The sequence below is a fragment of the Caenimonas aquaedulcis genome (assembly GCF_015831345.1).
In the GTDB taxonomy this organism is placed as follows: domain Bacteria; phylum Pseudomonadota; class Gammaproteobacteria; order Burkholderiales; family Burkholderiaceae_C; genus Ramlibacter; species Ramlibacter aquaedulcis.
Window position 1 is genome coordinate 1,704,710 of the sequence record NZ_JADWYS010000001.1, and the last position, 15,536, is coordinate 1,720,245.

Here is a 15,536-nt window from a genome sequence, read left to right on the forward strand (position 1 = left end):
ACCTATGCTCACAGCCAAGGAACACGCGTGCCTCGCCGCGCTGGTCGATTGCCTGATCCCGGCTGATGCCATCGGCCCTTCGGCCAGCGACGCGGGTGTCGTCGCTTTCATCGACGGCCAGCTGGGGGGCGACTATGGTGCCGGCAAGGGAACCTACCTGCCGGCCGAGCCGGACGCTGACATCCCCGGCGATTGGTCGCCGCGGACCTTCTACAGCAAAGGGCTGGCCGCGCTGGACGAGCTCGCCAGGCAAAGCGCGGGATGCGATTTCGCGCAACTGGACCCAGGCGATCGCCACGAACTCCTGAGCGCGATCGAGCGCAAGGCGATCGCGCATCCGTGGATCGCGCACTTCCTCGACCAGGCGATCCAGAGCACCATGGAAGGCTATTTCTCGGACCCGATCCATGGCGGCAACAGGAATGCCGGTGGATGGAAGATGGTCGGCTTCCCCGGTTGCGGACATGACTACCGCAGCTTCGTCGGCAAGAACCTGCCGGTGGCGCAGCTCGTCCCGATCCAGACCATCGCGGATTTCCGGGACAGGACCTGATGCGCACACTCCCCAGGAAAGACGCGGTGATCTGCGGCGTCGGTTGGGCCGGCAGCGTGGTGCTGGCGGAGCTGGCGCAGACCGGCCTGGACATCGTCGGGCTGGAACGCGGCAAGGCCCGGGCTCCAGCACCGGGCCTGCAAGCCGGCGCCATCGAGCAAGACGACCTGCAGGGCCTGCGCGGCGCGATGATGCAGGACCTGTCGGTCGAAACCATCACTCACCGGCACGAGGCATCACAAACCGCCCGGCCCTTGAACCGCTTCGGCGCGTATCTCCTGGGTGAGGTCGTCGGTGGCGCAGGCGTGGCGTGGAACGGCATCAACACGCGCTTCAATCCGCACGACTTCGAGTTCCGCACGCACCTGGCCAAAGCAGGTCGCCTCGCGCAGATTCCCGACGACATGCAGGTGGCCGACTTCGGCATCTCCTACAAGGACATCGAAGCCGACTACGACTGGTTCGAAGCGATCACCGGGACATCGGGCCAATCGGGCGCCAATCCGTTCGAAGGATTTCGCAGCCACGCGTACCGCAACCCGCCGCTGCCCGATTCGATGTCGGGCAGCCTGTTTCGCACGGCGGCCACGAAACTCGGCTACCACCCCTACCCCATCCCCGCGGCGAACTCGTCGAGGGAATTCGTGAACCCCCTGGGCGTAAAGCTCCATGCGTGCGTGTTCTGCGGATTCTGCGACCGGTTCCAGTGCCCCGTCGGTGCCAAGGGAACACCCGTGAGCGCCATCCTGCCGGCGCTGGCACGCCAGCGCAACGTCGAGATCCGCGCGCAATCGCGCGTGCTGAAAGTAGTGCTCGACAAGGAAGGCAAGCATGCACGCGGCGTGGAGTATGTCGATGCCGAAGGCCAACGGGTGTTCCAGCCCGCCGACGTGGTGGTGCTGAGCGGCTACACGTACTCGAACACCCACCTGATGCTGCTGTCGGGGATCGGAAAGCCGTATGACCCGCGGCACGGCGAAGGCGTCGTCGGCAGGGGTTACGCCTACCACGTGCGCGGCGGCGCGACGATGTTCTTCGACGAAGGAACCTGGATCAACGGCTTCATCGGCAGCGGTGCCCTGGGCACCACCATCGACGACTTCAACTCCGCGGCATTCACCGCGAGTTCGACGGACTTCTATGGCGGCGGCATGATCACGGCCGAGTCCTCGGGCGGCCGGCCCATTCGCCGCATGGCGGTTCCCGCCGGCACGCCCCGGTGGGGCGCCGAGTGGAAGAAGGCGGCGGTGCGCTACTACAACCACACGGCGCGGCTGAACGTGTGCGGAGCGTCCATGGCCGACAGGCGGAACTATCTGGACCTGGACCCCTCGAGCGTGGACCGGTGGGGACGCCCGCGACTGCGCATGACCTTCGACTTCCGCGAGAACGACATCAAGCTGTCGCGATTCCTCACCGAGCGATCCCTGGAGATCGCGCGGGAGATGGGCGCGGTCCGCGCGGATGGCACGGCCGCCAGCGCACCGTACGACACGAAGGCCTACCAGGGCTCGCACAACACGGGCGGCGTGCCCATGGGCGCGGACCCCGCGACGAGCGCCGTCAATCCCTACCTGCAATCCTGGTCGGTGCCCAACGTCTTCGTGGTGGGCGGCAGCGCCTTCCCGCAGCTGCCCGGGAAAAATCCCACGGCGACCATCGGAGCCCTGGCGCGCTGGTCGGCCCGGGCCATCCGCGAGCGCTACCTGAAAAACGAACGGGCACTGGCTGCCTGAGGAACCTCCCCATGACAGAGTTCGACACACTGGATGCATTCGACGCATCGACCCTCTACGACGCGGCCAGGCGGCTGGGGCTGGAAACCGGGGTGGCGGGCGTCACGGCCCTCGCGCCGGGCATGCGCGTCGCCGGCCCCTCCTACACGGTGCAGTTCGTGGCCAAGGGATCGCAGCCCAAGGGGTCCCGCAGCTTCTATGACGTGATGGCGGCCGCCCCTGCGGGCAGCGTCATGGTCGTGCAGGTCGGCATCGATCGATGGATCAGCGGCGCGAACATGTCGCGTTTCGCGGCGCTGGCCGGCATCTCGGGCATCGTGATGGATGGCTGCGTACGCGACATCGGCGTGTCCCGCAGCCGCGGCTACCCGATTTTTTCCAAAGGTTCGGCCATCCAGGGCTACGGCGACTTCCTGATGCTCGGCGCCACCGGCATCGACATCCAGTGCGGCGGCCTGAAGGTCAGCCCCGACGACATCGTCGTCGGCGATGACGACGGCGTCGTGGTCCTGCCTCGCGCGCGACTGGACGACATCCTCTATGAGGCGCAGGAGATCCTGGAACTGGACCGGAAGCTTGCAGACGGCATCGAAGCCCGGTTGCCCCTGCCCGCCCTCGACGAGATCCGCGTGCAGTGGTCGCGTCGCCGCCCCCGCTAGTCCCGCCGGAACGAAACGCATCGTGATCCAGGACACCGTCGCCATCCGCGACCTCGTGAGCCAGGCGGAGTGGAGCACGCGGGTCGAACTCGCCGCCGCCTACCGCCTGGTCGCCCATTTCGGCATGACCGAATTGACCGGCAACCACATCTCGTGCTGCGTGCCGGGAGAGCCGGGGCATTTCCTGATCAATCCGTACGGCATGCTCTATGAGGATGTGACCGCCTCGAGCCTCATCAAGATCGACCTCGAGGGCCAGGTGGTGCTCAGCACAGGCGAGTACGGCGTCAACCGGGCCGGCTTCGTCATCCACGCCGCCATCCACGCCGCGCGCCCGGACGCGTTCTGCGTCGCGCACACCCACACCGCCGCGGGCATGGCCGTCTCCGCGCTGAAGTGCGGCTTGCTGCCGGTCAGCCAGACATCGATGCGCTTCCTCCACGCCGCGTACCACGATTTCGACGGGCTCGCGGAAAACGAGGCGATCGGCCGCAAGATCGTCGCCGACCTGGGCGATCACGACGTGATGATCATGCGCAATCACGGCTTGCTGGTGTGCGGCTGGACCATCGGCGACACCTTCACCCTGCTGTGGCGCCTGGAGCGTGCGTGCCAGACCCAGCTCATGGCCATGGCGTGTGCCAGTCCACTGGTCGAACCCGATCCCGCCATCTGCGAAAGCGTCTACCAGACGCTGCACCGGGACCTGCGACGAAAGAAAGTCACCGGCAGCTCCGACTACCAATCGCCCTGGCCCGCCCTCCTGAAAAAGATGGTGAAGCTCGATCCGTCTTTCCAGGACTGATCGCAACGACATGGCCTTGCCGCCCACCGACCTCGACGGCGAAGTCCGGCTCGCCCGCGTCCACCTCGCGGCGGCCCATCGCCTGGCCGTGCACGACGGCCTGGAGGAGGGCATCGACAACCACTTCACCATGATGCTGCCCGGTCACACCGACCGGTACCTCGTGCTGCCCTTCGGGCGCCATTGGTCCGAAGCGAGGGCGAGCGACATGATCGCGTTCGACGAGTCGGGCCGCGTCCTGGAAGGCACGGGCGAGCTCGAGCTCAGTGCCTACTGCATCCATGCGCCCCTGCACCGGCTCCTCGGCGCCAGGGTGGTCCTGCATACCCACCAGACCTGGGCGCTCGCGCTGAACATGCTGCAGGACAACCGGTTGCTGCCGACGTGCCAGACCACCGCCTACCACTTCTCACGGAATATCGCGTACGACGACGGCTATAGCGGCCTGGCGCACGCCTTGAGCGAAGGCGAACGCCTGGCATCCGTCATGGGCAGCAAGCAGGTCCTCTTCATGAAGAACCACGGCGTGGTCGTCGCAGGCGACACGGTTGCGCAGGCCTACCGCCTGCTCTACAAACTCGAGAAAGTCTGCAAGGCCCAGGTGCTCGCGATGGCCACGGGGCGGCCGCTGGCGCTGCTGCCCGAAGCGATGGTCGATGAGGTCGACAGGCCGAACCCGCAGAACAGCCATTCGCGCGCCGAGCGCGAATGGCTGTATTTCTCCGCGATGCTGCGTGTCCTGGACCGGGTCATGCCGGGCTATGCCGATTAGCAGCTGAAGCCCGGCGCGCTACACGGCGAATCAACGCTCTTCGCCCGGCGAACCGGCGAACGAGCGGATCCGGATGATGGTCGACACGATCCCGCTCGCGATGATGAGCGCGATGCCGGACCAGCCCATGAGCGTGATGCGGTCATCGAAAAGCAGATATCCGAATGCCGCAGAAAACAGGATCCCGGAATACTGCAGGTTGGCCACGACCAGCGTGGCGCTTCCGTGCGCTCCGCCCGTGTCCCCATACGCACGCGTCATGCACCACTGCCCGAGTGCGGCCAGCATCCCGATCGGCAACAACCACACCGACTGGCGCCACGACCAGGGCGAAACACCTGTCATGGCCATCCACACCGCGCCACCCACGACACAGCCGAGCGCGAAATAAAAGACCGTCCGGCTCTCCGGCTCGCCTGCCTTCGACAGGGCCGCGACCTGCAGGTAGGCCAGCGCGGCGGCGATGCTGGAGAGAAACCCGATGACCCCGGCGAACAGCTGGTCGCTCGACAGTTCCGGCTGAAGCAGCAGGACCACGCCCGCGAAGCCGGCGAGGACGCTCAGGATCAAGGTGGCCTGCGCAAGCGGGCGGCCCGACTGCGGCGTCCAGGTCAACAGCGTGCCGGCGACGACGAACACCGCGATCCAGATGCTGCTCATGTAGTTCAGGGAGTTCGCGGTCGCCAGCGGCAGGTAGGCGATCGCGTAGAACCACATGCCCAGCGCGACGACACCGATGACGCTGCGCCATGCGTGCATGGGCAGCATGCGGGTGCGAAGGCTCACCCCCTCGATGCGCGCAAATCCCCACATGAGGATGGCGCCGATCAACCCGCGATAGAAGATCAGCTCGGCGCTGGTGAAGGCCGTTGCGGCGAACTTGATGCACACGCCCATCAGCGTGAACAGCAGCGACGCGATGATCATCCAGAAGGCTTGCATGGTTTGCGCGAGGACTCCCAAGTTGCCAGCGACCATACCAGACCGTCTTGCGCATGCGGCTTCAGCGGATTGATTCGTTTTGCAGCAACGTCCCCTGGGCGAGTCGCAAAACGGGGAGGTCGACCATCTTTCCATGGAGGCTGAAAGCTTCCCCGTTGCGCGCTTTCGCCTCCGCAACCACCTGCCGCGCCCACTCGAGTTCTTCCGGGGTAGGTGCCAAGACCCGCTCTACGGCGGAAACCTGCGAGGGATGGATGCACAGCTTGGCGCCGAATCCGAAAGAGCGCGACCGGTGAGCGTCGGCGCTCGTCCGCACCGCATCCGAGGTGTCCAGCGTCACACCATCGACGGGCGCCGCGATCCCCGCGCGGCGCGACGCCGCCACCAGCGCGAACCGCACCGGCGCGAGCTCGGGCTCTTCGGGTCCGCAACGCATTCCGAGGTCGAGCTGGAAGTCGAGATGGCCGAACGCCAGCCGCGACACCTGCGGCACCCGTGCGAGCAGGTCGGCCGCATCGAGGCCGGCCAGGGACTCCACCAGCGGCACGAGCCGGGCCTGGCCGCCCAGCGCCGCGTTCAATGCGTGCAACGCCGCGGGCGCTTCGGCCTTGGGAAGCATGACGCCGCCGAGGCCGCGTTCGACCCAGCGCCTGAGCGACCGCACTTCCCTGTCATGCCATGCGCTGCCGCAAGCGTTGATGCGCACCATCGTCCGCGCCAGGTCCTTGTCGGCAAAGCGGGCCAGCTGCTCCACGAGCTGGTCGAGCGCCTCGTCCTTCCTGTCCGGGGGCACGGCATCCTCCAGGTCCACGATGACACAGCCCGCGCCGCTGTCCAGCGCCTTCGCGAAACGTTCGGGACGCGACGCGGGCACGAAAAGAAAACTGCGGGCGCGGTCAAGGACGGATGTCATGTCGGGATCGCCTTTGTTACGGGGTCCGTGATTTCCAGTTCGGCCGGGAGAATTGGGCCAGCGCCACGCCCCCGAGCGCCATGAGCGCCCCGAGGATCTTCCAGGCGGAAAACGTCTCTCCCAGCGTGGCCCAGGCGATCAGCCCGGCCACTGGCGGCAGCAAGTACAGCAAAGGCGCGGTGCGTGGAACGCCCAGCTCGTGATTGAGCCAACCCCACACCAGCCACCCGCCGAACGACGCGACGATGAGGGACCATGCCAGCGCCATCCACCCATCCAGCGAGAGCGTCCGCCATGGCGCCGCCCACGCGCCCGGCAGGTGCAGCGCGAGCATGGGCAGCGTCGCGATCAGGGTCGCGTACGTCATGACGACCAGCACGCCGCGCCGGGCGATCAGGGCCCGGGCCGCGACGGTGTGGCACGCGAAGAGCAGCGTCGCGACGAGCAGCAGCAAGTCCCCGAGCGTGCCCGCCGCGGTCGCCTGCAGCTTGTCCGACAGGAAAACGAGGATCCCGGCGAGGGCGAGCCCGACGCCGAGCTGCTGCACCCGATCGAGCCGGACCGCGCTGGTGAACCGCACGATCAGCAAGGTGAAGATCGGTCCGCAGGCGGAGATCAGCGCGCTGGAGAAAGGCGTGGACAGGTTCATCGCGTTCGCCATGACCGTCACATGCAACACATGGCCGACGAACGCCAGTCCGGTGAGCACCATCCATTCCCGCCGCTCGAGGCGCGGCCATGACAGCCCGTGGCGCCACAACAGGATGAACAAGGCGCACAGCGCGGTGATCACATACCGCGCGGCGACGACGCCGGACGGGCCGAGCAACGCGAGCAAGCCTTTCTGGATGCTGTAGTTGCTGCCCCAGATGACGACGAGGACCACTGCGAGCACGTACGCAGCGGAGCGCGGCCGCAAATTCGATCCCGTCACGGGCCCGGCTTGCGCCTCGCGCCGAAGGACGCGACGCCCGCGGCGAAGGCGGGCCGCTCGATCAACTCCATCTGGCGCTCGCGCTCCCGCGCGAGCTGTTCCTCGAAGGAGCTCGACTCCGCCGCCGCGAACAACGCCCGCGCTTCATTGGCGGCGCCGGCAGGCAGCTCGGCCAGGCGCGAGGCGAGCTGCCGGCAGTGCGCCTGCAATTGCGCATCGTCCACGCAATCCCAGATCAAACCCCATTGCACCGCCTTCTCGGCGGACAGCTTGTCGCCCGTCAACGTGAGCGCAAGCGCACGCGCACGCCCGAGGGCACGGGGGAGATGCCAGCTCGCGCCCATGTCGGGAACGAGCCCGAGCGCCGGCACGAACGGCAGGTAGAAATACGCCGACCGCGCGGCGACAACGATGTCCGCCGCGAGCGCCAGCCCCACGCCGCCGCCGGCGGCCACGCCGTTCATCGCGCAGACCACGGGCACGGGCAACGCACGCAGGCCCGCGACGATCGGGTTGCCGGTCTGCTCCATCATCTCGCCGACGTAAGTGCCCATCGATGCGCCGGGCTGCGCGGCGCGGCGGCCGAACTCGGCCAGGTCCGCGCCCGCGCAGAACGCCTTGCCCTCGCCCGTCACGATCAGCGCGCGGATGGAACGATCTTCCCGCACGCGTTTCAGCGCGGCCAGGCAGCCTTGCTGCAGCGCGTCGGTCAGCGGGTTCATGCGCGCACCTTCGTTCAGCGTGAGCGTCGCCACGCCATCGCGCACGTCGAACAGGGTGGAAGCCGTGCCATTCATTGGGATGCGTCCTTCAGGTGGGCGAAATACGTGCGGACGACCTCGCCGTCGAGCTTCAGCGCGTGGCAGCCGCCCAGGGGCGACGTGCGCCGCGCGCTGCCGGCGGGATCCACGCCGTCGAAGTCGCTGTCGGACCACAACATCTGGAACACCGTGCTCGCCATGGTGGGCAGCATCTCGGTGATGTGCGAGCAACCGTGCACGCCACGAAACATGCGCTTGACCTGCTGCGTGAAGCCGGGCTCGATGCGCAGGCCCACGAGTTGCCGGTAGGACGACGCGATTTCGCCGCATACCGGGTAAGGCGAGTGCTCGGTAAAAGCGCGTACGTCCAGGATCGTGCGCTCACGGTCGAGGACGAGCGTCACCCGCATCTGGTGGACCGGCTCGCCGGCCGGGAGCATCCGCGTGGGCATCTGCAAGGGCACGGGCTTGGTGTCCACCAGCAGGCCCTCGATCTCCAGCAGGCCGTCCTCGCGCTCGAACCCTTCGCAGCTCACGCGCCGCAGGTGCACCGACTTGCGCGGCGAGTCCGCGGGGGCGTTCATGCGTGAAGTCCCGCGTCGAAGACGACGCCCGCCTCGATCAGTTGCGCGATCTCCGGAGACGGGAAGCCAGCCGCCTCGAACACGGCCGCGGTGTGCTGTCCCACGCGCGGCGCCTTGTGAGGCAAGGATGCCGGCGTGCGATCGAAACGCGGGGCCGGTGCGGGTTGCGTGACGCCGTCCTGCGTCACGAAGGTGCCGCGTTCGGCATTGTGCGGGTGCAGTGGCGCCTCCGCCATCGACAGCACCGGTGCGAAGCAGGCATCGCTGCCTTCCAGCAGGGCGCACCACGCGTCGCGCGTCTTCGTCGCGAACACCGCCGCGAGCTTGCCGCGCAATGCGGGCCATTCGCCCTCGTCCCATTGCCGGCGGAACTGCGGGTCGTCGATGCCGCAGATCTTCAGCAGCTTCTCGTAGAACTGCGGCTCGATCGCGCCCACCGAGACGTGCCGGCCATCCGCGCATTCGTAGGTGCCATAGAAGTGGGCCGCGCCGTCCAGGAAATTCGTCCCGCGGGCGTCGTGCCAGAAGCCCTTGGCCGCGAGGCCGTACTGCGCCGCCATGAGCAGGCTCGCGCCGTCCGTCATCGCCGCGTCGACGACCTGCCCGAGGCCGGAGCGCAGCGCCTGCGCATAGGCCGCGAGCACGCCCACCACCATCAGCATCCCGCCGCCGCCGTAGTCGCCGACGAGGTTGAGCGGCGGGATGGGCGGCCTGTCGGCCGGGCCCATGAGATGCAAGGCGCCCGAGAGCGCGACATAGTTGATGTCGTGCCCCGCGGCCTGCGCGAGCGGGCCCGTCTGCCCCCAACCGGTCATGCGCCCGTACACCAGTTTCGGGTTGCGGGCATGGCAAGGCGCGGGGCCGAGGCCGAGCTTCTCCGCGACACCCGGGCGAAAGCCCTCGATGAGGATGTCCGCGCCTGCCACGAGCCTGAGCACGGCTTCCACGCCGCGCGGGTCCTTCATGTTCACGGCGACCGACTGGCGCCCGCGGTCCACGACGCCGTCGTTTCGCATCAGGTCTTCCAGGCCCCCGGCGGCGGGCTTGCCGGTGGGCAGGCGGTCGATGCGGATCACCTTCGCCCCGAGGTCCGCGAGCAGCATGCACGCGAAGGGCCCGGGGCCGATGCCCGCGAGCTCGATCACCGTGAGGTGGGAAAGGGGTCCGGTCATGCCTGCTCCTTGCCGAATTCCAGGTCCGGTTCCGCCCGGCCCACCATCGAGGCCGGGTAGTAGCCGCTGAAGTCGTCCCGGATGCGGTTGAACGGAAGGTCCGACCAGACACCGTGGTCCTTGAGGTAGCGCATGTGCTCCGACCCATCCTGTTTGAACCGCTGCAACACGGCGTCGCGCGTGCCGTCGAATTCGGTGGGCGGCACGCCCATGAGCGCGCACAGGCCGGCGTTGAACGCGGGCACCGCCTTCACCCACCGGCCGTCGACGTGCAGCGCGGCCCAGCCGTGGTCCAGGAAGACATCGCGCCCACCCATCGCCGCACGAAGCTTCGGCGTGGAAAAGTGATTCACCACGTCCGACAGCCCGATCGCGCTGTGAATGCCCACGCGCCGTGCGCAGGCCGCGAGCAACACCGCCTTCGGGATGCAGAACGCGCGCGCGTCCCGCACGACGGTGCTGGCGGCGTAGCCTTGTGCGTCGCGGGGCACGTGGTAAGGGTCGTAGCGGATGCCGTCGCGCACCGCGTAGAAGAGCCGGACGGCGCGCTCGCGCTGCGTGGCAGCGCCCTTCACCGCAACGTCGGCGAAACGCGCAACGGCGGCGTCCTCGAAGTCGAGCGCCTCGGTCGGCGCGAGGTACAGCGGGCCGAGCGCGGGCCAGCCGTAGGGAGTGAATTCGTGGGGCATGGCGGCTCGCGGGTCCCGTTCACATGCGCTTGGCGACCTCTTCCAGCATCACCTCGGTCGCGCCGCCGCCGATGGTGAGGATGCGCGAGTCGCGCGCCATCCGCTCCACGGGCGTGCCGATGATGAATCCCGTGCCGCCGTGCAGCTGCAGGCAGGTATGCACCACCTCCTGCAGGGTTTCCGCGCCGAAGGCCTTCAGCATCGATACCTCGCGGACGGTGTCCTTGCCCTCGTCGATCATCTGCGCGCACTGGTAGGTCAGCGCACGCACGGCCGCGGCCTTCGCGGCGATCCACGCGACCTTGTTGCGCACCACGGGTTGCTCCCACAGCGGCTTGCCGAAGGCCTGGCGCTGCCTGAGGTAGTCCACCGTGAGTTCGATCGCCTTCGAACTGGTGCCCGAAGCCAGCGCGCCCACCACGAGCCGCTCGTTCTGGAACGTGCTCATGATGTAGTAGAAGCCCTTGCCCTCTTCACCGAGCAGCGCGTCGTGCGGCACGAAGAGATCGTCCAGGAACAGCTCGGCCGTGTCCGAGGAGCGCCAGCCGTGCTTGTCGAACTTGCGCGCGATCTTCAACCCCGGGTTGCCCTTCTCGACGATGAAGAGGGAGATGCCCCGGCTGCCCTTGGCCTCCGGGTCGGTGCGCGCCGCGACGATGTAGATGTCGCCGAACACGCCGTTGGTGATGAAGGTCTTGGAGCCGTTGAGCACCCAGCCTTCCTTCGTGCGCACCGCGCGCGTCTTGAGGCCCGCGACGTCGGAGCCGGCGTTCGGCTCGGTCACGCACACGGCGCCGACCTTCTCGCCGGCGCAGGCGGCGGGCAGGTACTTGAGCTTCTGCTCGTGCGTGCCCCGGTGCGCGATGTGGCCGACCGACATGTCGCTGTGCACCGTGAGCGCGGAGGCGACGCCGCCGAAGGTCGAGCGCGACAGCTCCTCGCCCAGCACCACCGAGGCCATCGCGCCCATGCCGCCGCCGCCGTACTCCACGGGATGGCGCATGCCGAGGAAACCCATCGCGCCGAGGTCGCGGAAGATCTCGCGCGGGATCTCGCCGGATGCTTCCCAGGCCTCGCCGTGCGGCACGATGCGCTCCTCGACGAAACGCCGCACCTGGGCGCGCACCATGCGCAGGTCCTCCCCGAGGAAATCGGGCTCCTGGAATTCGAATTCGGTCATGGGTTGATATAGGTCAAGTCGGGGGCGAAATCGGTCATTTATAGTCCGGCGCGTCGGTTTATTTTATGCGAATCCGGCGGTCGCCGCAAGGCTGCTTGCTACACTTCGCGCGCTTTACGGAGAATCCATGCCTCGCGTACGTTCAGACGATTACGAATCCAAGGCCCAGGCCATCATGGACTGCGCCGCGGCGCTGTTCGCCAAGGAAGGCTATCCCTCCGCCAAGATGCAGGACGTGGCACAGGCGTGCGGCGCGACGAAGTCGATGCTGTACCACTACTTCCCGACCAAGGACGACCTGCTGTTCGCGATGCTCAAGGAGCACCTGGAGCGCGTCATCGCGGGACTCGACGAAGCGGTGTCCACGGCCGGGACCCCGCGCGAGCGGCTGATGGCGCTGGTCCAGGCGTACACCCAGAAGTCCGCGCAATCGCGCCGGCGCCACGTCATCGCGATGAACGACGTGAAGTACCTGCCGAAAGCCAAGCAGGCCCCGCTGATCGAACTGCAGCGGCAGCTGACGCAAAGCGTGTCCGCGCTCATTCGCGAGCTGAACCCCGGCCTGCCGGAAGACGTCTACAAGCCCTACACCATGATGCTCATCGGCATGCTGAACTGGACGGACTTCTGGTACAAGCCCGGCGGCGCGATGAAGCCGCAGGAACTGTGCGACCGCATCTCGCGCCTCTTCCTCAAGGGCTTCCTGGCCGAGAAGTCCTGAGCCCTCCTTACTGCACGGCCTTGTAGGTGACCGCGGCGGGGTCGGCCTTCAGCAGCAGCAGTTTCGGCGCGGCAAGGTGGTTCGTCGCGCTGAAGGAGATCGGCGTCATCACCCCGGTGTCGAGGTTCTTCACCTTCGCCAGCTCCGCATTCGTGCAATCCCAGGTCAGCGCCTTGCCGCATTTGCCCATGGCTTCGAACAACGCGCGCGCCGCCGCATAGCCCGTGTAGCTGTAGCGGTTGACCTTCGGCATTTCCTCGGCGCTCAGGTACTTGCCCAGCTTCTCCGTGAAGGCCTTGCCCTGCGGCGAGCTTTCCAGGTACACGTAGTCGACGGTGTAGACATTCTCGCCGGCGGGCCCCATCAGCTTGGCGCTCGCGGGCACACGCGACACGTAGGTCACGCCCACCGGGATCTTGTGGCCGATGCGCTCGAGTTCCTTGGTCATCGCCACGTTCTCGCCGAGCACGCCGCCCGCCATCAGCGCCTCGGCGCCCGACTGCTTGACCTTCAGGATCTCGGACGAGAAGTCGGCCTGGCCCTTCTTGTAGACCTGGGTCGACACGACCTGCAGCTTCTTGGCCTTGGCCGCGCGCTCGAAGCCCGCCCGCACGTTCTCGCCGTAGTCGTCGTCCTGCGAGATGACGGCCCACTTCTTGCCGGGATAGCGATCGGCCATCATCGAGACGAGCTCTTCCACCGCGTTGCTCATGTCGTACCCGACCGCGAAGACGTTCTTGATCGTCGGGTTGTAGAGGCCCTCGTAGGTCGTGATCGGCGCCATCGCCGGAATGCCCGCCTGCTTGATCACCGGCATCGCGGCCTCGGCCTGGGCGGTGCCCGAGATCGAGGTGAAGGCGAAGATCTTGTCGCTGGTGATGAGCTTGCGCACGCCCTGCACCGTGCGCGAGGGCACGTAGCCGTCGTCCTCGGAGATCAGGCGGACCTTGCGGCCGTTGATGCCGCCGGCGGCGTTCACTTCGGCCACCGCCGCCTTCACGCCCAGGTTGTGCGCGACGCCGAGGAGCGCCGGGGGGCCGGTGAGCGGAAGGATGTCGCCGACGACGATCTCCGTGTCGGTCACGCCCTGCTGCTGCGCGAGGGCGGGCAGTGACATGCCCAGGGTCACCAGGGCGGCGGCGGTCAGTCTGCTGAGGTGTAGCGTCATGGAATGCTCCTTCGTTGAAATCAATATCGCAGGGGCCAGTAGACCCATGCATGGCGGATGTCGTGCCAGATGCCGCGCAACCCGCGCGGATCGAACCTGAGGAATGCGATGATCGCGAGGCCGTAGAGCACGCTCTTGATCTCGTGCGCGCTGGTGGTCATGAGGTCGGCGAGGCGCCCGCCCATGCCCGACGTGAGCGCCGCGAACACTTCGGGCATGCTGACGATGAAGACGGTACCCAACACCGCTCCCAGCACCGAACCGAGCCCGCCGACGATGATGATCGCCAGCGCCTCGATCGAGAGCAGGAAGGGGAAACTCTCCACGCTCACGATGCTGATGTACATGGCCATCATGGCGCCGGCGACGCCGGTGATCGCCGCGCTGATCAGGAAGGCGAGGAGCTTGTAGCGAACGAGGTTCACGCCCATGGTCCGCGCCGCGATGTCGTTGTCGCGGATCGCGACCAGCGCCCGGCCCACGTAGGAGCGCCGCAGGTTCAGGGTCACCAGCACGGCGAGCACGCACATCGCGAGGCAGAACCAGTAGAAGGCGCGGTCGCTCGACAGGTCGATGCCCAGCATGCGCGGCCGCAGGACCGTGATGCCGCGGCCCGCGCCGGTGAACTTGCCGCCGGCCAGCAGCGCCGCGCTCACGATATGGCTGAATGCCAGCGTGGTGATCGCCAGGTACAGCCCGTGCAGGCGAAGCGAAGGCACGCCCACGACCAGGCCGAAAAGCGCAGGCACCCCCGCCGAGGCGAGCAGCGCGAGTTCCGGCGGCAGGCCGAGACGGGTGACGCCGATCGCATACGCATAGGCGCCGAGCATCAGGAAGCCCACATGCCCGAGCGAGATGAGCCCGGTGAAGCCGGTGAGCACCGTGAGGCCCAGCGCGCCCACGAGCGTGAACAGGATCACCGTGACGTGCGCCAGCAGGAAGGGGCCCAGCACCATTGGCGCGAGCAGCAGCGCGGCGAAGAGCACCACGGTCCACGCCTTGACGGCGCGCGAGTCGGTGAGGACGACGAGCTCGGCGTACCGTTGCTTGAAGAAGCCGCTTTTCATCAGACCCTCTCGATCCGTTTTTCGCCGAACAGGCCGAAGGGCCGCACCATGAGCACCACCAGGATCAGGAAGAACCCGGCCACTTCCTTGAGCGTGCTGGGCAGGTAGCCGCCCACCAGGTTCTCCAGCACGCCGATCACGAGGCCGCTCACGCCCGAGCCCAGCACCGAGTCGAAACCGCCCAGCACCGTGGCGGGAAACGCCTTCAGGCCGAGCTCGTAGATCGTGGGCGAGAGGCCGTAGATCACCGCGAAGAACACGCCGGCGAGGCCCGCGAGCGCCGACGCGCAGGCCCAGGCCACGGACTGCACGCGCGCGGTGGAGATGCCCATCAGCCGCGCCACGTTCTCGTCGGCGGCCACGGCGCGCATCGCCACGCCGAAGCGGCTGTACTTGAGGAACCACCAGAAGCCGGCGAGCGCCGCGGCGAGCATCGCGATCACGCCGAGCTGGCTCACGCGCATGCCCATGCCGCCGATGTCCAGCACGGCGTCCACGCCCGCCACCTCGAACTTGTGCGGCGCCGCGCCCCACCCGATGGTCACGATGGAGCGCAGCACGACGGCCAGGCCGATCGTCACCAGCACCACCGAGAGCACCGGCTCGCCCAGCATCGGCCGCATGATGAGCCGTTCGCACAGCATGCCGATGACCGCCCCTGCGACCACCGCGATAAGCACCGTGGCAATGCCGCCGGCCCCCAGCGTGGTCGCGATCGACCAGGACGTGTACGCCGTGAGCATGCCGAGCTCGCCCTGCGAGAAGTTCACGATGCCGGTGGCCTTGTAGATCACCGCGAAGCTCATGGCCACGAGGCCGTAGATCGCGCCGATCGCCAGCCCCGACACCACCAGTTCAACGAAATATCCCATGCTGTACT

The 15,536-nt window shown here is 67.5% G+C and carries 17 protein-coding genes; 6 read left to right on the forward strand and 11 right to left on the reverse strand.

The features are described from left to right. The first annotated feature begins 4 nt into the window (after positions 1-4). The 5 genes from I5803_RS08205 to I5803_RS08225 are packed head-to-tail and all read left to right on the forward strand — an operon-like array spanning position 5 to position 4,525. Positions 5-553 carry a gluconate 2-dehydrogenase subunit 3 family protein gene (locus tag I5803_RS08205; protein ID WP_196985878.1) on the forward strand — a complete coding sequence of 183 codons (549 nt, stop codon included), beginning with the start codon at positions 5-7 and terminating at the stop codon, positions 551-553. Further along, positions 553-2,289, forward strand: coding sequence for a GMC family oxidoreductase (locus I5803_RS08210; RefSeq protein ID WP_196985879.1), 1,737 nt, complete (start codon positions 553-555; stop codon positions 2,287-2,289). The genes I5803_RS08205 and I5803_RS08210 overlap by 1 nt, the downstream gene beginning before the upstream one ends. Positions 2,290-2,300: 11 nt before the next feature. Beyond that, positions 2,301-2,948 (forward strand): RraA family protein, encoded by a 648-nt coding sequence (locus tag I5803_RS08215; RefSeq protein WP_196985880.1) that lies wholly within the window; start codon positions 2,301-2,303, stop codon positions 2,946-2,948. Between the two features lie 22 nt (positions 2,949-2,970). Next, positions 2,971-3,753, forward strand: coding sequence for a class II aldolase/adducin family protein (locus tag I5803_RS08220; RefSeq protein ID WP_354001641.1), 783 nt, complete (start codon positions 2,971-2,973; stop codon positions 3,751-3,753). Positions 3,754-3,763: 10 nt separating this feature from the next. Next, the gene (locus I5803_RS08225) at positions 3,764-4,525 is read left to right on the forward strand and encodes a class II aldolase/adducin family protein (RefSeq protein ID WP_196985882.1); all 762 of its coding nucleotides are present in this window, start codon (positions 3,764-3,766) and stop codon (positions 4,523-4,525) included. Between the two features lie 30 nt (positions 4,526-4,555). On the opposite strand, the gene I5803_RS08230 is transcribed toward I5803_RS08225, so the two are convergent. From I5803_RS08230 to I5803_RS08265, 8 genes are all read right to left on the reverse strand, one after another. Further along, complete coding sequence (locus I5803_RS08230; RefSeq protein ID WP_196985883.1) at positions 4,556-5,467, reverse strand: DMT family transporter; 912 nt, start codon at positions 5,465-5,467, stop codon at positions 4,556-4,558. A 61-nt stretch (positions 5,468-5,528) separates the two neighbouring features. Further along, positions 5,529-6,380 carry an HpcH/HpaI aldolase/citrate lyase family protein gene (locus I5803_RS08235; protein ID WP_196985884.1) on the reverse strand — a complete coding sequence of 284 codons (852 nt, stop codon included), beginning with the start codon at positions 6,378-6,380 and terminating at the stop codon, positions 5,529-5,531. A gap of 16 nt (positions 6,381-6,396) precedes the next feature. Further along, positions 6,397-7,275: a DMT family transporter gene (locus I5803_RS08240; protein WP_196985885.1), complete on the reverse strand. Its 879-nt coding sequence runs from the start codon at positions 7,273-7,275 to the stop codon at positions 6,397-6,399. A gap of 35 nt (positions 7,276-7,310) precedes the next feature. Beyond that, positions 7,311-8,111 (reverse strand): enoyl-CoA hydratase-related protein, encoded by an 801-nt coding sequence (locus I5803_RS08245; RefSeq protein WP_196985886.1) that lies wholly within the window; start codon positions 8,109-8,111, stop codon positions 7,311-7,313. Then, complete coding sequence (locus I5803_RS08250; protein ID WP_196985887.1) at positions 8,108-8,659, reverse strand: DUF2889 domain-containing protein; 552 nt, start codon at positions 8,657-8,659, stop codon at positions 8,108-8,110. The genes I5803_RS08245 and I5803_RS08250 overlap by 4 nt, the downstream gene beginning before the upstream one ends. Continuing rightward, positions 8,656-9,831, reverse strand: coding sequence for a CaiB/BaiF CoA transferase family protein (locus I5803_RS08255; RefSeq protein WP_196985888.1), 1,176 nt, complete (start codon positions 9,829-9,831; stop codon positions 8,656-8,658). Before I5803_RS08255 ends, I5803_RS08250 begins: the two co-directional genes overlap by 4 nt. Then, positions 9,828-10,520, reverse strand: a complete 693-nt coding sequence (locus tag I5803_RS08260) for a transglutaminase-like domain-containing protein (RefSeq protein ID WP_196985889.1) — start codon at positions 10,518-10,520, stop codon at positions 9,828-9,830. Before I5803_RS08260 ends, I5803_RS08255 begins: the two co-directional genes overlap by 4 nt. A 19-nt stretch (positions 10,521-10,539) precedes the next feature. Then, positions 10,540-11,700 (reverse strand): acyl-CoA dehydrogenase family protein, encoded by a 1,161-nt coding sequence (locus I5803_RS08265; protein WP_196985890.1) that lies wholly within the window; start codon positions 11,698-11,700, stop codon positions 10,540-10,542. 127 nt (positions 11,701-11,827) lie between these two features. Here I5803_RS08265 and I5803_RS08270 point away from each other — a divergent pair, with 127 nt between their 5' ends. Beyond that, complete coding sequence (locus I5803_RS08270) at positions 11,828-12,421, forward strand: TetR/AcrR family transcriptional regulator (protein WP_196985891.1); 594 nt, start codon at positions 11,828-11,830, stop codon at positions 12,419-12,421. Positions 12,422-12,428: 7 nt separating this feature from the next. Here the strand turns inward: I5803_RS08270 and I5803_RS08275 are convergent, their stop codons facing one another. The 3 genes from I5803_RS08275 to I5803_RS08285 are packed head-to-tail and all read right to left on the reverse strand — an operon-like array spanning position 12,429 to position 15,528. Continuing rightward, the gene (locus I5803_RS08275; RefSeq protein ID WP_196985892.1) at positions 12,429-13,589 is read right to left on the reverse strand and encodes an ABC transporter substrate-binding protein; all 1,161 of its coding nucleotides are present in this window, start codon (positions 13,587-13,589) and stop codon (positions 12,429-12,431) included. A gap of 20 nt (positions 13,590-13,609) precedes the next feature. Further along, a complete protein-coding gene (locus tag I5803_RS08280; RefSeq protein WP_196985893.1) occupies positions 13,610-14,656 on the reverse strand; it encodes a branched-chain amino acid ABC transporter permease in 1,047 nt (348 codons plus the stop codon). Continuing rightward, positions 14,656-15,528: a branched-chain amino acid ABC transporter permease gene (locus I5803_RS08285; protein ID WP_196985894.1), complete on the reverse strand. Its 873-nt coding sequence runs from the start codon at positions 15,526-15,528 to the stop codon at positions 14,656-14,658. The genes I5803_RS08280 and I5803_RS08285 overlap by 1 nt, the downstream gene beginning before the upstream one ends. Between the last annotated feature and the right edge of the window lie 8 nt (positions 15,529-15,536).

Coding starts and splice junctions, on each gene's coding strand:
- I5803_RS08230 (WP_196985883.1), bottom strand. CDS start 5,467: ATGCAAGCCTTCTGGATGATCATCGCGTCGCTGCTGTTCACGCTGATG.
- I5803_RS08215 (WP_196985880.1), top strand. CDS start 2,301: ATGACAGAGTTCGACACACTGGATGCATTCGACGCATCGACCCTCTAC.
- I5803_RS08245 (WP_196985886.1), bottom strand. CDS start 8,111: ATGAATGGCACGGCTTCCACCCTGTTCGACGTGCGCGATGGCGTGGCG.
- I5803_RS08265 (WP_196985890.1), bottom strand. CDS start 11,700: ATGACCGAATTCGAATTCCAGGAGCCCGATTTCCTCGGGGAGGACCTG.
- I5803_RS08225 (WP_196985882.1), top strand. CDS start 3,764: ATGGCCTTGCCGCCCACCGACCTCGACGGCGAAGTCCGGCTCGCCCGC.
- I5803_RS08250 (WP_196985887.1), bottom strand. CDS start 8,659: ATGAACGCCCCCGCGGACTCGCCGCGCAAGTCGGTGCACCTGCGGCGC.
- I5803_RS08210 (WP_196985879.1), top strand. CDS start 553: ATGCGCACACTCCCCAGGAAAGACGCGGTGATCTGCGGCGTCGGTTGG.
- I5803_RS08285 (WP_196985894.1), bottom strand. CDS start 15,528: ATGGGATATTTCGTTGAACTGGTGGTGTCGGGGCTGGCGATCGGCGCG.
- I5803_RS08255 (WP_196985888.1), bottom strand. CDS start 9,831: ATGACCGGACCCCTTTCCCACCTCACGGTGATCGAGCTCGCGGGCATC.
- I5803_RS08235 (WP_196985884.1), bottom strand. CDS start 6,380: ATGACATCCGTCCTTGACCGCGCCCGCAGTTTTCTTTTCGTGCCCGCG.
- I5803_RS08275 (WP_196985892.1), bottom strand. CDS start 13,589: ATGACGCTACACCTCAGCAGACTGACCGCCGCCGCCCTGGTGACCCTG.
- I5803_RS08205 (WP_196985878.1), top strand. CDS start 5: ATGCTCACAGCCAAGGAACACGCGTGCCTCGCCGCGCTGGTCGATTGC.
- I5803_RS08280 (WP_196985893.1), bottom strand. CDS start 14,656: ATGAAAAGCGGCTTCTTCAAGCAACGGTACGCCGAGCTCGTCGTCCTC.
- I5803_RS08260 (WP_196985889.1), bottom strand. CDS start 10,520: ATGCCCCACGAATTCACTCCCTACGGCTGGCCCGCGCTCGGCCCGCTG.
- I5803_RS08270 (WP_196985891.1), top strand. CDS start 11,828: ATGCCTCGCGTACGTTCAGACGATTACGAATCCAAGGCCCAGGCCATC.